The following is a 13,576-nucleotide window of genomic DNA, read 5'->3' as shown; positions in this document are numbered from 1 at the left end:
TCACCTCCGGGCCAGGGCGAGCGCCCCGGCATAGCAGGGAGCTGCGAGCACGGCGGTGCGGGCGTGGCGGCCCAAGGGCCGGGACCCGTGGTGCTGCAGCAGGAACAGGGGCACGACCGCCGGGGCGAGGGCGAGTGCGGACGGATCCCGTCGCAGGGTCGCGGTCGCGATCGCCAGCAGGGTCGAGGTCACGGTCGCGATGTACAGACCGTGGTGGAGCCAGCGCATGGTCGAGGTGTCCACCGCGCCCACGGCGACGGACAGCCCCAGCGCGCCGTTGACGGTGTACGCCGCCGTACCGGTGCGTACCGCCGTGCGGACGAGGAGTGTGTGCACCATGCCAGCATGCCGGGCGGAGCGCCGCGAGGGAACCTGGTGGACCGAACGGGCGGCCGAGACCCGGCTCAGACGCTCAGGATCGGAAGCATCCGCTCCAGCTCGGCGCGCCACGGCGCGAGGTCCCAGCCCTGCTCCGCGACCCAGTGGTCGTCGAAGTAGGTGTCCGAGTACCGGTCGCCCGGATCGCACAGCAGCGTCAGCACGGAGCCCTGCTCGCCGCGCTCACGCATCTGGGTGATGAGCTTCGCGGTCGCCACCAGGTTGGTGCCGGTCGAGGCACCGACCCGTCGGCCGAGCTTCTCGGAGAGATGGCGCGCACCGGCGACCGAGGCCGCATCGGGCACCCGGATCATCCGGTCCACCACCTCCGGGACGAAGCTCGGCTCCATCTGCTGCCGGCCGATGCCCTCGATCCGCGAGCCGGTCTCGGTGGTCACCGACGGATCGCCCTGCACCCAGCCGCCGAAGAAGGCGGAGTTCTCGACATCGGCGACGCACAGCGACGTGTCCAGGCTCCGGTACCGCAGGTAGCGGCCGAAGGTCGCGCTGGTCCCGCCCGTCCCGGCGCCGACGACGATCCAGCGCGGCACCGGGTGGGGCTCCAGCTCGAGCTGAGCGAAGGCGTTCACGGCGATCGAGTTGTTCCCGCGCCAGTCGGTGGCCCGCTCGGCGTGGGTGAACTGGTCCAGGAACAGGCCGCCCTGCTCCTGCGCCAGGCGCGCGGCCTCGCTGCTCATGAGCTCGGCCCGCTCCACGAAATGGCAGCGCCCACCCGCTGATTCGATGAGCGAGATCTTGCGCAGGCTGGTGCCGCGCGGGACGACGGCGATGAAGGGGAGGCCGAGCATCCGAGCCACGTGCGCCTCGCTGACCGCGGTCGAGCCGGAGGATGCTTCGATGACCGGCATGCCCGGGCGCAGCCAGCCGTTGACCAGTGCGAACAGGAACAGCGAATGGGCCAGCCGGTGCTTCAGGCTGCCCGAGGCATGTGTGGATTCGTCCTTGAGGTACAGCTCGATGCCCCAGTCGGCCGGCAGCTCGGCCTTGATCAGATGCGTGTCGGAGGAGCGGCGGTCGTCGGCATCCAGGCGGCGTATCCGCTCCGCCACCCACGCCCGCAGGGATTCGTCGCTGCGGTCCACGTCCTCGAGCTGCGTCAGCAGGGTCGGCTGTTCATCCATGCGACGACGGTACCCGGGTGCCGTCACGAGGCGGACCGCCCTCGGGGTCGGCGTCAGACGGTCGAGGCGGTGGCAGTGGAGGAGGTCGAGCACCGCCTGTCCTCGCGTCGAGCACGGTCGCCGAGCAGCTCCACCGTGCGGGCATCGTCCCAGCGGAGGAGGGTGTACAGCGTCACCGGCAGGAGGATCGTGACCGCGATGCGCCAGGGCAGGGCGACCTCCGTCGGGAAGTTCGCCAGCAGGGGCACGAGCGCCACGGAGAACACCGAGACGACGATCCGGGCCGGGGTGAGGGCCGGGGCGAGCAGCGTGCCCCAGCAGCGGATCTGCATCGTGAGGGAGACGACGACGAACAGGCCCGCCACCACGAGGAACAGCACGAGGCCGAGGGTGAGCGGAACCGGGACGAGGGCCAGCCGCAGCACGAAGGCGAGGCCGAGCAGGACCGATGCGCTCGCGTGGGCCCATCGGGGCACCCGGCGCGGCGTGGCCTGCCGGACAGTGGTCGACGTGCTCATCGGCTGCTCCTTCGGGGCGTTCTGCTCCTGCGGGGTCTCCGTCGAGGCTACGGGGTGCGCACCGCCCCGAACAGCACCTCGCGACGCAGCCGGAAGCCGAGCTTCTCGTAGCCGGCGATCGCTCCGGTGTTGCCGGCCGAGGCGTGCAGCAGGGCCTGGTCGCCGCGCTGCTGGATGTGGAAGGCGACATCGCGGATCAGCCGCGAGGCGAGCCCCTGGCGGCGAAAGTCCTCGTCGACCGCGACCGCACTGATCTCGGTCCATCCGTCGGGATGCAGTCGCTCGCCGGCCATGGCGATCAGGCGTCCGGCGCGCCGGATCCCGACGTACCGCCCCAGCTCATGGGTGCGGGGGAGGAACGGCCCGGGCTTGGTCCGCTCGACGAGGGAGAGCATGTCGGTGGAATCCGCGGCGCCGAGCTCGATCGCCTCGTCGTCCGGCCGGGCCTCGAACCGGTCCGTCTGCACCAGCTGCACGCCGGGGATGCTGAACACCGGGGTCCAGCCGTCCGGGAGCAGCGGGTCGGCGTGGGAGACGCCCACCACGGCGTCGTGCCCGAACACGTCCAGGATCGCGTCCCAGACCTCCGGGTGCTCCCAGTCCTTCACCCCGACGAACGGCGAGACGTCCGCCGGGAAATGCCGGACCAGCTCGTTCCCGATGGCCAGGTGGGCGTGACGCCCGGTCAGCGAGGACCAAACAGGGTTGTCGAGCACGGGGTCGCCGAGTGCGTCGGCGTGCTCGGTGCGTTCGGCCGGTCCGGGCTGGTCAGCCTGCCCGTTCTGCGCGTTCTGCAGGGCCATGCGTGCTCCTCGATCGAGCCGGTGAGGCCCGGCCTCGCGAGGCCGGGAGATGCCCCCGACACGCTACCCTCCGCGGGCGCGGACGCCGCGGATCGTGTCACGCGGCGTGACGACGCGTGGCGCGATCCGCGACGACCTGCTGATCAGGCGATGAGACCGTCGATCTGATCGATCGCCGTGCGCGAGCCCTCCTCGACACCCATGTCGAGCACGGTCTGCAGCCCCTCGCGGGACGCGAAGCTGGTGACATAGGTGGCCAGCGTGCCGTCCCCCTGCGCTGCGAAGGTGCTCACGCAGGTCGAGACGGGCAGATCGGTGTTCGGGGAGAAGTCCTCGTGCGCGAAGCCGTCCTCGTAGGTGAAGGACTCCGGTTCCTCCACCGCGAGCACCGTCCAGTAGCCGTAGTGCCGCCCGCCCTCCGGGCCGGTCATGTAATAGGTGACGCGGCCGCCCGGAGCGAGGTCGTGGTCGACCACCGTGGCGGGGAACTCCGGCGGGCCCCAGACCTTCTCGAGCTGGCGCGGATCCGCGTAGATCTCCCAGATGCGCTGGACAGGGGCGGCGAACTCCGCGGTGATCGTGAGGGTGAGGGCGTCGAGATCGTGGCGGATGTCGGTGACAGGCATGGTCAGTCCTTCCGAGGGGGCGATGAGGCCGCCGCACGATGCTGCGCTGCCGGCGGATGCTGCGGTGCTGCGGGCAAGGAGGCTGCCTCCGCGCCCAGGAGGTCGTCGATGCGGGCGATGCGCTCGCGCCAGACGTCCTCCAGCTCGGCGAGGAGCCGCGCGGCGGACCGCACTGCTCCGGCCTGGCCGCTGGCCAGGGTCTCCCGGCCGCTGCGACGCCTCGTGATCAGGCCTGCCCGCTCGAGGGTCACGACGTGCTTCTGCACGGCCGTGAGACTCATGGAGTAGTTCCTGGCCAGCGATGAGACCGACTGCTCTCCCCGCATCACGCGCCGCAGGATGTCGCGCCGCGTGCGGTCGGAGAGGGCATGGAACCAGGCGTCGGCCCGCTCCTCGTCGATCGTGTCCATACCCGGAATCTACAACCAAATGGTTGTGCGTTGCAAGAGCCCGATGTGATCGGGTGCGCTGCTGGGCCTGTCGGATCCCCGGGGACGGGAGGTCCTGTCCGCACTTATGCTCGGGGGGTGACGCAGCACCGGGGGCCTCGGCCCGACTACGACTGGGACGGCGCCTCCGTCCCCGCGGAGCCGGCGCCCGTCGAGCTGCCCGACCGGCGCGAGAGCGAGCCCGTCGGCCCGGGCGATCTCGGCGACTCGCTCTTCGCGGGGCCGGAGGGTGTGCCGGGAGCCTCGGCGGAGTCCGGGCCGGTGAAGCATCCCGGCCGACGGTTCACCCCCTGGTCGATCCTCGCCATCGTCGCCCTGCAGGCCGTCGTCACCGTCACCGTCGCCGCGCTCGTCGTCGGCGGGGTGCTGTCGCTGCTCCGGGGCGACCCCGCTCCCGCACCGGATGCAGCCCCGCCCGCCACTCAGGCGCCGGCCGACGAGCAGAGCCCGCGGACGAAGGAGCCCGGCACGGTCACCGACGCGCAGGGCGAGGAGCTGACCGACGGCACCGGCGGGTACGACCACCCCGGCGACGTCGGCGAGCACACCTTCGGCTGGACCGTCTGGACCGAGGGCACGCTCAGCGTGAGCGCGCGAGAGGTCGACCTCGAGGCCACGCTGCCGCGCGCCGGCGAGGACGGTCTGCTGGAAGACGGGTTCCAGCTGGTCGAGGTCACCTATGAGGCCCGGTACGACGGTCCCGGCCAGTTCGCCCCCGTCGAGGAGCTCTGGCTCGCCGGGGAGACCGACCGGACCTACTTCCACGATGTCGCCGAGGGCCTCCTGCCGGACACCCTGCGCGCCGTGAAGCCCCTGTCCGACGGGGAGAGCGCCGAGTTCCGCGCCCTCTACGTGGTGCCCTCGCAGGAGATCGACGAGTTCCGACTCGGTGTGGAGACGTACAGCGGCGAGGTCCTCTACTACGGCGTCGCCTGAGGTCTCCTCCTGCGGCATCGCGTGACGGTTGCTCCCGGGATCCTCCCGCCGAGCGGCGCCGGGGGAGCCCTGTGCTGCGCGGCGCCGAGGATCCCTGTCCAGCGCGGTGCCGAGGGCGCCCTGCACTGCGCTGCGCAGGTGGACACCGGTGCGCGATCTGAGGCATGATCTACCTGAAACCCGCGGTATCAGACAACCGTGCGGGGCGCCGCCACCCTCGACGAAGAGATCGCGAAAGGTCACTGATGAGCAGCTACACCGAGCACGTCACCCGAGTCCTCACCGAAGACCGTGAGCATCCCGGATTGGGCACCGTCGCCGTGCTGACCTTCGCCCCGCCGGAGGGCGAGGAGAAGCGGCCGGCGACTCTCGGGCCGCAGTCCATCGACGCCGTCACCGGAGAGATCGCGGCCGCGCTCGACCGCGCCGAGGCCGGCGAGATCCAGGCCATCGCGATGACCGGCACCGGCCGCGTCTTCCTCGCCGGCGCCGACCTGTCGATGTTCGCCGACCCCGCCGCCGCCGGCAATGTCGAGTCGATGACCCGCGCCGCCCATGACCTGCAGGTGCGCGTGCGCACCAGCCCCGTCCCGCTCCTCGCGCACCTCAACGGCGTGGCCCTCGGCGGCGGCCTCGAGGTGGCGCTCATGGCCGATGTCCGCACGGCCGCCGCCTCCGTGAAGGGCATCGGGGTGCCGGAGACGGGCCTCGGCATCCTGCCCGGCTGGGGCGGCACCACGCTCCTGCAGTCCGTCGTCGGCCCCGAGACCGCCGTGCGGATGATCCTCGAGGACCCTGCCCGCGACAAGCAGCTCGGCGCCGAGGAGGCGCTCGAGATCGGCCTGGTCGACGAAGTCGCCGAGGATCTCGACGAGGCGCTCGACGAGTTCGCCGCCCTGGTCGCCGCGCACATCGACGTCGACGTGGCCGATGCCGACGTGGTCGATCCCGTCGTCGCCGAGGCCGCTGCCGAAGCGCCCTCGGACGCTCTCGGCGCCTGGGCCGGCCGCACCGCACCGCTGCCAGGTGTCGACACCCCCGAGGCCGAGGCGCTGCTCGACGCGCTCGACGCCGCCCACGGCAGCGCCGAGACCCGCCGCACCTGGGCCGCGCGCCTCGAGGGGCAGGGAGCCCCGTCCGTCGGCCGCGCCCTGGAACTGCTCCAGAAGCTGCCCGGCTCGAGCCTGCCCGAGGCCCTCGCCCGCGAGGGCGAGGCGCTCGCCGACCTGGTGCGCTCCGATGCCGCCGCCGCCTCGATCTACAGCGCCGAGCTGCTGCGTCGCGGCAAGCCCGGCCGCAAGTCCGTCGAGGGCGCCCGCGAGATCACCCGCGTGGGCGTCGCCGGCGCCGGCCTCATGGCCTCCCAGATCGCCGCGCAGCTCGCGCTCGGTCTGCAGGTGCCCGTGGTGATGCGCGACCTCGACGAGTCGATCGCCGCCAAGGGCCTCGCGGCCGCCCGTGACGTGGTCGCCCGCACCGCCGCTCGCGGCACGATCGACGAGGCCACCGCCGCCACGATCGCCGAGAACCTCTCGTCCACCACCGATCTGCAGGAGCTCGCCGGCTGCGATCTCGTGCTCGAGGCGGTGCCCGAGGTGCTGGCCATCAAGAAGTCCGTCTTCGCGGAGCTCGAGAGCGTGCTCGCGCCCGACGCGCTGCTGGTCACCAACACCTCCTCGCTGTCGGTCACCTCCATGTCCGAGGAGCTCGCGCATCCCGAGCGCGTCGTCGGCCTGCACTTCTTCAACCCGGTGGCCAAGATGCCGCTGGTCGAGGTGATCCATACCGGCGCGACCGACGAGGCGACGCTGGCCACCGGCCTCGAGGTGGTGCGGCGTCTGCGGAAGTTCGCGGTGCGCAGCGCGGACGCCCCCGGCTTCATCGTCAACCGCCTGCTGTTCCGGGTGCTCGGCGAGGTGCTCTCCTCGCTCGATGCCGGCGCGGACCCGGCCGAGGTCGACGCCTCCCTCGACCCCCTCGGCATGCCGATGCGACCCTTCGCGCTGCTGGACCTGGTGGGTCTGGCGGTCGCGGACCACGTGGGCACGGTGCTGCGCGGTGAGCTCGGGGACCGCTTCCACGCCTCCCCGGGGCTCGGTGCGATGGCGGAGAGGTCGGCGCGGTTCACCGAGGCCGGCAAGAACTCCGTGCACCCTCCGGTCTCGCCGACGGTCGCCGAGGCCTTCGGCACCGGCGCCGACCCCGCCGCGGCCTCGTCGGCGCCGGTGGGCGACGCCCTGCTCGAGCGGGTCCGGGATGGTCTCGCCGAGGAGATCGGCATCATGCTCGACGAGGGCGTCGTCGAGCGCCCCGAGCAGATCGACCTGGCCCTGATCCTGGGCGCGGGCTTCCCCCGTCACCGCGGCGGCGTCACCCCGTACCTCGACTCCACCGGCGCCGCGCAGCGCGTCGCCGGTCGCAGCTTCCACGGAGAGGCGTTCACCGCGCGCCGCTGACCAGGGCACGCGGATCGTCGCCGGATCGCGACCTCCCTGCCCTCTCCGGACGGCCCTCGTGGCGACGGGCCCGTCGTACCATGTGGCGAGCGAGCCCAGGGGGGTTCGACCAATGTTGGTCGTCTGGAGAGAGAGGGGACGGTGCCGTCACGGCACCGGAGAAGAACATGTCGCAGCCACCGCAGAACGGATGGGATCACCCCCAGTCCGGTGATCCGTACGGCCAGTCGTCCCCGAACGGCTACGGCCCGGGGCAGCCCGGGGGCGACGGCTCGCCCTCCTTCGCGCCCGCGTTCGGCAGCTCCGAGCAGTTCCCCCAGCAGCCGCCCGTGAAGAAGGGCCCCGGCAAATGGCCGTTCATCGTCGGCGGCTGCTGCGTGCTGCTCGTGCTGCTGATCATCGTCGCCGGCGCCGGCATCTATTTCTTCACGCGCGACAGCGGCGGCACCGAGGAGCAGAGGACCACCGGCAGCAGCACCTCTGAGGAAGCCACCACCGAGGAGGAGGCGACCACCGAGGAGGAGGCGACCACCGAGGAGGAGGCGACCACCGAGGAGGAAACCGCCACCGAGGAGGCGAGCGCCGATGCGGCGGCCGACGGCAAGGGCGCGAAGGACAGCCCCTACGCGACGGGCGAGACCTTCACGATCGACGACGGCGACGGCGGCACGCTGGACGTCACCCTCGGTGAGGTCGACTGGGATGCCACGTCGACGGTGATGGACACCAATCAGTTCAACACCGAGCCCGCCGATGACGAGACCTACGTCCTCGTTCCCCTCGAGGTGACGTACCACGGCGACAGCGAGGCCGAGGCCTACATGTCCGTGACCGTCGAGTACGTCAGCAACAGCGGCGAGAGCTTCACGGACCAGGGCACGGTGACGCCTCACAACTCGATCGATGTCGACACCCTGACCGACGGTGACACCGGGAAGTGGGACATGGGTCTGATCGTGCCGAAGGACCAGATCGACGACGGGATGTTCTCGGTGCAGGCCCTGCTCGATTTCGAGGCCGAGCCGGTGTGGGTCGCTCCCTGACTCGTCCCACCCTGACCCGTCCCACCCTGCACAGCGCGCACGGCTCGAGCAGTGCTCGAGAGACGCGCGGCAGCTGAAGGGCCCGCCCTGCCCGCCGGTGATCCGGTGAGCAGGGCGGGCCTTTGCTGTCCTCGAGGGAGCGGTTCGGGCGCTCTCGCGCAGCTGCGGCGAGTGGGCTGCTCAGTCGCTCACCCCCTCAGCTGTTCGGTCGCTCAGCGCCGTGGAGCCGCCCAGGCCTCGAGCCGCTCGAGGGACTGCTCGATCGTGGCGCGGGACTTGCAGAAGGCGAGGCGCAGGTAGGAGCCGGCTTCCCCGGCCTGCCCGTCCCGGTAGAACGCGGACAGCGGGATGCCCACCACGCCGGCCTCCGCGGGCAGACGCTCGCACAGTGCGGCGGCGTCGTCCTCGCCCAGCGGCGCGGCGTCGGCCACCGCGAAATAGCCGGCCTCCGGCACGCTCACGCGGAAGCCGATCCGGCGCAGACCGTCGGTGAGCAGGTCCCGGCGCTCACGCAGGTCCTGCGCGATGTCGTGGAAGGCCGTCGAGGGCATGGTCAGCCCTTCCGCGACAGCGGGCTGGAAAGGGGCCCCGGAGGCGTAGGTGAGCCATTGCTTCACGCCGGTGATCGCGGTGATCAGCTCGGGGCGGGCGGTGATCCAGCCGATCTTCCACCCGGTCACGGAGAAGGTCTTGCCTGCCGAGGAGATCGACACGGTGCGGTCCTGAGCGCCGGGCAGCGTCGCGATCGGCAGGTGCGCGGGGCCGAAGGTGAGGTGCTCGTAGACCTCGTCGGTCACGATGATCGCGTCGTGCCGGGCCGCCTCCTCGACGATGGCCTGCAGCGCTCCCACCCACAGCATCAGCCCGGTGGGGTTGTGCGGGGTGTTCACGAGCACCAGTCGCGTGCGGTCGGAGAACGCGGCGCGCAGGTCCTCCTCCGCGACGTCGAGCACCAGGTCGCCGTTCTCGCTGGAGCGGGAGGTGATGGGCACGGTGCGGTGCACTCCGCCGGCGAGGGCGATGAGCGCGGCGTACTGGTCATAGAAGGGTTCGAGCGTCACGACCTCGTCGCCCGGCTCCACCAGGGCGAGGATCGTCGCCGCCAGCGCCTCGGTGGCGCCGGTGGTCGCCATCACCTCGCGGGCAGGGTCCCAGCGCAGGCCGTACCACTGGGCCTGGTGCTCGGCGATGGCCTCGCGCAGCACGGTCTCGCCGAGGCCCGGCGGGTACTGGTTGCGGCCCGCCCGGATCGCGCTGACCGCCGCCTCGGCGACCAGAGCGGGCGGGGAGTCGTCGGGGAAGCCCTGCCCCAGGTTCATCGCACCCGTCTCGGCCGCCTTCGCCGACATCCGGGCGAAGACGGTGGGGCGGGCCTCGCCGCCCACGAGCAGTCCTGCAGCGCGCGAGGCGCGGGTCCAAGGGCCGGTGGTCTCCATGGGCTCGAGTCTGTCAGAGTGCGAGCGCCCGCCTCTACGCGGTCCGTTCCCGGAGGCCCGGGGAAGGGCCGAGCGGAGGGATCGGCGGAGGCGTCAGCGACGGGGGAAGACGAACCGGCCGTAGGTGACGTATCGGAAGGACGTCGAGACCGCCTGGCCGATGAGCGTGCCCGAGATGTTGTCCGCCAGCACCGAGTCCAGCCCCAGCACGTAGCGGGAGAAGCCCAGGCAGGACAGCTGCAGCCCGGAGGCGATCACGTTGATCAGCACGAACAGCAGGATCGAGCGGGAGGTGTCCGGCCGGGGGCGATCGCCGAACGTCCACAGGCGGTTGCCGAGGTAGGTGAGGCACGAGGCCGCGGCGATCGTGAGCACCTTCGCCGGCAGCGGGCTGCCGTGCATGAGGCCCTCGCCCCAGCCGTGCGCGGGATGCCAGAACACGAGCAGGTTGTACATCGCGGCGTCCAGCAGGAACACGATCCCGCCCACCAGCAGGAACTTCGTCGTCGATCCCAGGTGCTCCTCAACCAGGGAGCGCAGCGTGGACCGCGGTCTACGTCGTACGGCCGACGGACGGCGGCGGGTGGTGGAGGGCTCCTCGTGGCCGGCCAGCTCGAGCGAGGAGCAGGCGTCCCATCCGGGTGTGCGGGGGCGCGCGGACCGGTGGTGGTCCGCGGTCTCCGCCTGCGGTTCTGGCGTCAGCACGCCGGGAACTGTACCCGAGGCGTTAGGATCGGTCTTCTGCCGCAGCGACGGGCCGGTGGGACCTCACATCAGGTTCCCGTGGCCCTGGGAGCGCGCGGCACGACCGCTGCGACGGGTCCGACGGGACGTCGGCCCCTGGGAGCGCGCGGTCGGGGCCGTGCCGTCGGCCCCCATCGGACACCATCTCGCAGGAAGAGACGCTCATGACTCACGTCGCCCTCACCATCGCCGGCTCCGAGACCACCGGAGGCGCCGGGGCGCAGACCGACCTCAAGACGTTCCACCAGCTGGGGACCTTCGGCACCGCCGCCCTCACCTGCATCGTCTCCTTCGACCCGCAGAACGACTGGTCGCACCGCTTCGTGCCCGTCGAGCCGCAGGTGATCGCCGACCAGATCGAGGCGACCACGGCCGTGCACGACATCGACACCGTGAAGATCGGCATGCTGGGCACTCCGGTCACGATCGACACCGTCGCCACCGCGCTCGCCGAGCGCTCCTTCACGAACGTGGTGCTGGACCCGGTGCTGATCTGCAAGGGCCAGGAGCCCGGCGCGGCGCTGGACACGGACAACGCGCTCAAGGAGCAGATCCTGCCCCTGGCCACGTACGTGACCCCGAACCATTTCGAGGCGCTCGCGCTGTCCGGGATGGAGAGCATCGAGAGCGTCGAGGACCTCACCGAGGCCGCCCGTCGCATCCACGACACCTACGACGTGGTCGTGCTGGCCAAGGGCGGCGTGGTGCTCGACGGCCCCGACGCCGTGGACGTGTTCTACGACGGCGAGCAGGTCGTGGAGCTGCGCAGCCCCAAGATCGGTGAGGAGCGGGTCTCGGGAGCGGGCTGCACGCTCGCCGCCGCCGTCACCGCCGAGCTCGCCAAGGGCGCCACCCCGCTCGAGGCGGCCCGCGTCGCCAAGGCCGTGGTCTCCAGCTCGATCGAGAACCGTCAGGGCGGGCACGCGCCCTTCGAAGCCGTGTACCAGGGCGAGTACCGGGCCTGAGTCCCGGCCCGGGCCGGGCGCCCCCTTCCCGTACTGGTCACGAAACCGTTCCGACATGCGGTCTGCGTTGCGGAGTTGTGGACAGATGCCCTGCTGACCCGCATTCTCGAGGAATGAGCGACAGCACCACGACCCCGGGGACGCCCCGTCCGGCCGGATCCGGCGCCTCCGCCCCGAAGGAGATCGGCGAGGCGCTGATCTCGCTGCGCGGCGTCGACAAGTTCTTCGGCGACTTCCAGGCGCTGAAGGACATCGACCTGGACATCCACCGCGGCGAGGTGGTGGCGCTGATCGGTGCCTCCGGTTCCGGGAAGTCGACCCTGTGCCGGTGCATCAACCGCCTCGAGACCATCTCCGACGGGGAGATCACGATCGACGGTCAGCTCCTGCCCGAGGAGGGCAGGGAGCTCACGAAGCTGCGCAGTGACGTGGGCATGGTGTTCCAGAGCTTCAACCTCTTCCCGCACCTCAAGGCGATCGACAACGTGACCCTCGGCCCGCGGAAGGTGCGCGGGGCGAGCAAGGCCGACGCGGATCAGCAGGCGATGGAGCTGCTCGAGCGAGTAGGTCTGGCCGACAAGGCGAACTCCCTGCCCACCGCGCTCTCCGGCGGGCAGCAGCAGCGCGTCGCGATCGCGCGGGCGCTGGCCATGAAACCCAAGGCGATGCTCTTCGACGAGCCCACCTCCGCACTGGACCCCGAGGTCATCAACGAGGTGCTCGACGTGATGTCCGAGCTCGCGGAGCAGGGCATGACGATGCTCGTCGTCACCCACGAGATGGGCTTCGCCCGCCATGTCTGCGACCGTGTGGTCTACATGGACCAGGGCGAGATCGTCGAGCAGGGTGAGCCCGAGGAGTTCTTCACCGCTCCCCGCAGCGAGCGTGCGAAGGCCTTCCTGTCCAAGATCCTCGCCCACTGAGCCCCTTCCCCTGCCCCTGAGACCCCTGAACCACCGCACCCCTGCTTCGACCGGAGCAGCACGAGAATCGGAGAGATCCATGACCAGCACCTCCTTCCGGCCCGGCCGTCGCGCCGTGGTCGCCGCCGCCGCGGCCCTGCCCCTGGGCGCCGCGCTCGCCGCCTGCTCCTCCGACACCGGTGACGGCCCCGCCCTGGGCGAGGACGACGCCGCCGAGGGTTCGCCCTTCGCGGACGCCATCGAGTCCGGCCCGGTCGCGGAGGACGACGCGATCTCCGCGAGCGCCTGGGCCACCGCGATCAAGGACAAGGGCTCGCTGATCCGCGGCGGCACCGTCGCCAACCAGGTGTTCTCCCTGGCCAGCACCAGTGGCGGCCAGCCCACGGGCTTCGACGCCGGCATCACCCAGCTGCTCGCGAAGTACATCCTCGGCGAGGGCGGCGACGAGAAGGTCGAATACGTCGACACCACCGTCGAGACCCGCGAGAAGCTCGTGGAGAACGGCACCGTGGACTGCGTGATCGCCACCTACTCGGTCACCCCCGAGCGTCTCGAGGTCATCAACTTCGCCGGCCCGTACTACCTCTCCGGCACCGCGATCCAGGTGCGCACGGAGGACAAGGACACGGTCTCCGGGCCCGAGGACCTCTCCGGGCTGAACCTGGTCACCCAGTCGAACTCGACCGGAGTCCAGGCGATCGAGGAGTTCGTGACGGATCCGGGCGACGTGCAGACCCTCCCGGACAACGAGTCCTGCGTGGCCGCGCTCAAGCAGGAGCGCTCCGACGCCTACGTCCTGGACCAGGGCGTGCTGCTCGGCAACTCCGCCGCGGATCCCGACGTCACCGTGGTCGGCGAGCCCTTCGTGGACGACCCGTACGGCATCGGCCTCTCGCAGGACGACGAGGACGCGGTGGACTTCGTGAACACCTTCCTGCAGGCGATCATCGACTCCGGCACCTGGGAGTCCCTGTGGACCGCCACCGTCGGCGAGGTCATCGACGGTGACGCCCCGGAACCGCCGGTCCCCGGCGATCTCCCCTCCTGAGCTGAGCTGAGCTGAACCGAGTTGAGCTGAGCTGAGCTCAGCCGAGCCCGAGCCGACGTCGGCGGGCCGTCCGCCCCACCGCAGCGTGAGGACGGCCCGCCGCCCCGGA

Annotated in this window: 14 protein-coding genes; 6 read left to right on the top strand and 8 right to left on the bottom strand. The window is 71.4% G+C overall.

Annotation, left to right across the window (positions count from 1 at the left end; translation table 11 throughout):
* From CIK71_RS07875 to CIK71_RS07850, 6 genes are all read right to left on the bottom strand, one after another.
* A complete protein-coding gene (locus CIK71_RS07875) occupies nt 1-339 on the bottom strand; it encodes a hypothetical protein (protein ID WP_096164642.1) in 339 nt (112 codons plus the stop codon).
* Nucleotides 340-404: 65 nt separating this feature from the next.
* The gene (locus tag CIK71_RS07870) at nt 405-1,520 is read right to left on the bottom strand and encodes a PLP-dependent cysteine synthase family protein (protein WP_096164879.1); all 1,116 of its coding nucleotides are present in this window, start codon (nt 1,518-1,520) and stop codon (nt 405-407) included.
* 53 nt (nt 1,521-1,573) lie between these two features.
* A complete protein-coding gene (locus tag CIK71_RS07865) occupies nt 1,574-2,038 on the bottom strand; it encodes a hypothetical protein (RefSeq protein ID WP_096164641.1) in 465 nt (154 codons plus the stop codon).
* 47 nt (nt 2,039-2,085) lie between these two features.
* Nucleotides 2,086-2,841, bottom strand: a complete 756-nt coding sequence (locus CIK71_RS07860) for a GNAT family N-acetyltransferase (protein ID WP_096164640.1) — start codon at nt 2,839-2,841, stop codon at nt 2,086-2,088.
* Nucleotides 2,842-2,984: 143 nt separating this feature from the next.
* Nucleotides 2,985-3,467, bottom strand: coding sequence for an SRPBCC family protein (locus CIK71_RS07855; protein WP_096164639.1), 483 nt, complete (start codon nt 3,465-3,467; stop codon nt 2,985-2,987).
* 2 nt (nt 3,468-3,469) lie between these two features.
* A complete protein-coding gene (locus CIK71_RS07850; protein WP_096164638.1) occupies nt 3,470-3,877 on the bottom strand; it encodes an ArsR/SmtB family transcription factor in 408 nt (135 codons plus the stop codon).
* Between the two features lie 117 nt (nt 3,878-3,994).
* Here CIK71_RS07850 and CIK71_RS07845 point away from each other — a divergent pair, with 117 nt between their 5' ends.
* The 3 genes from CIK71_RS07845 (at nt 3,995) to CIK71_RS17695 (ending at nt 8,351) form a co-directional block, all read left to right on the top strand.
* The gene (locus tag CIK71_RS07845) at nt 3,995-4,852 is read left to right on the top strand and encodes a hypothetical protein (RefSeq protein WP_096164637.1); all 858 of its coding nucleotides are present in this window, start codon (nt 3,995-3,997) and stop codon (nt 4,850-4,852) included.
* Between the two features lie 245 nt (nt 4,853-5,097).
* Nucleotides 5,098-7,308 (top strand): 3-hydroxyacyl-CoA dehydrogenase NAD-binding domain-containing protein, encoded by a 2,211-nt coding sequence (locus CIK71_RS07840; protein WP_096164636.1) that lies wholly within the window; start codon nt 5,098-5,100, stop codon nt 7,306-7,308.
* 167 nt (nt 7,309-7,475) lie between these two features.
* Nucleotides 7,476-8,351 (top strand): hypothetical protein, encoded by an 876-nt coding sequence (locus CIK71_RS17695; protein ID WP_176485586.1) that lies wholly within the window; start codon nt 7,476-7,478, stop codon nt 8,349-8,351.
* 212 nt (nt 8,352-8,563) lie between these two features.
* Here the strand turns inward: CIK71_RS17695 and CIK71_RS07825 are convergent, their stop codons facing one another.
* Both CIK71_RS07825 and CIK71_RS07820 read right to left on the bottom strand, forming a co-directional pair.
* Entirely contained in the window at nt 8,564-9,787 is a 1,224-nt protein-coding gene (locus CIK71_RS07825; RefSeq protein ID WP_096164634.1) for an aminotransferase class I/II-fold pyridoxal phosphate-dependent enzyme, read from the bottom strand.
* Nucleotides 9,788-9,880: 93 nt separating this feature from the next.
* On the bottom strand, nt 9,881-10,492 hold the full coding sequence (locus CIK71_RS07820; RefSeq protein ID WP_241963920.1) for a GtrA family protein: 612 nt from the start codon (nt 10,490-10,492) through the stop codon (nt 9,881-9,883).
* A 203-nt stretch (nt 10,493-10,695) separates the two neighbouring features.
* On the opposite strand from CIK71_RS07820, the gene CIK71_RS07815 reads away from it, so the two are divergent.
* The 3 genes from CIK71_RS07815 to CIK71_RS07805 all read left to right on the top strand — a co-directional run bounded on the left by CIK71_RS07815 (nt 10,696) and on the right by CIK71_RS07805 (nt 13,467).
* Complete coding sequence (locus CIK71_RS07815; RefSeq protein WP_096164633.1) at nt 10,696-11,496, top strand: hydroxymethylpyrimidine/phosphomethylpyrimidine kinase; 801 nt, start codon at nt 10,696-10,698, stop codon at nt 11,494-11,496.
* A gap of 113 nt (nt 11,497-11,609) precedes the next feature.
* Complete coding sequence (locus CIK71_RS07810) at nt 11,610-12,419, top strand: amino acid ABC transporter ATP-binding protein (RefSeq protein ID WP_275542206.1); 810 nt, start codon at nt 11,610-11,612, stop codon at nt 12,417-12,419.
* 79 nt (nt 12,420-12,498) lie between these two features.
* The gene (locus tag CIK71_RS07805) at nt 12,499-13,467 is read left to right on the top strand and encodes a glutamate ABC transporter substrate-binding protein (protein WP_096164632.1); all 969 of its coding nucleotides are present in this window, start codon (nt 12,499-12,501) and stop codon (nt 13,465-13,467) included.
* Nucleotides 13,468-13,576: the final 109 nt, after the last annotated feature.

This window comes from Brachybacterium alimentarium (assembly GCF_002332425.1).
GTDB lineage: Bacteria > Actinomycetota > Actinomycetes > Actinomycetales > Dermabacteraceae > Brachybacterium > Brachybacterium alimentarium.
This window is presented reverse-complemented; position numbering and strand designations above follow the sequence as displayed.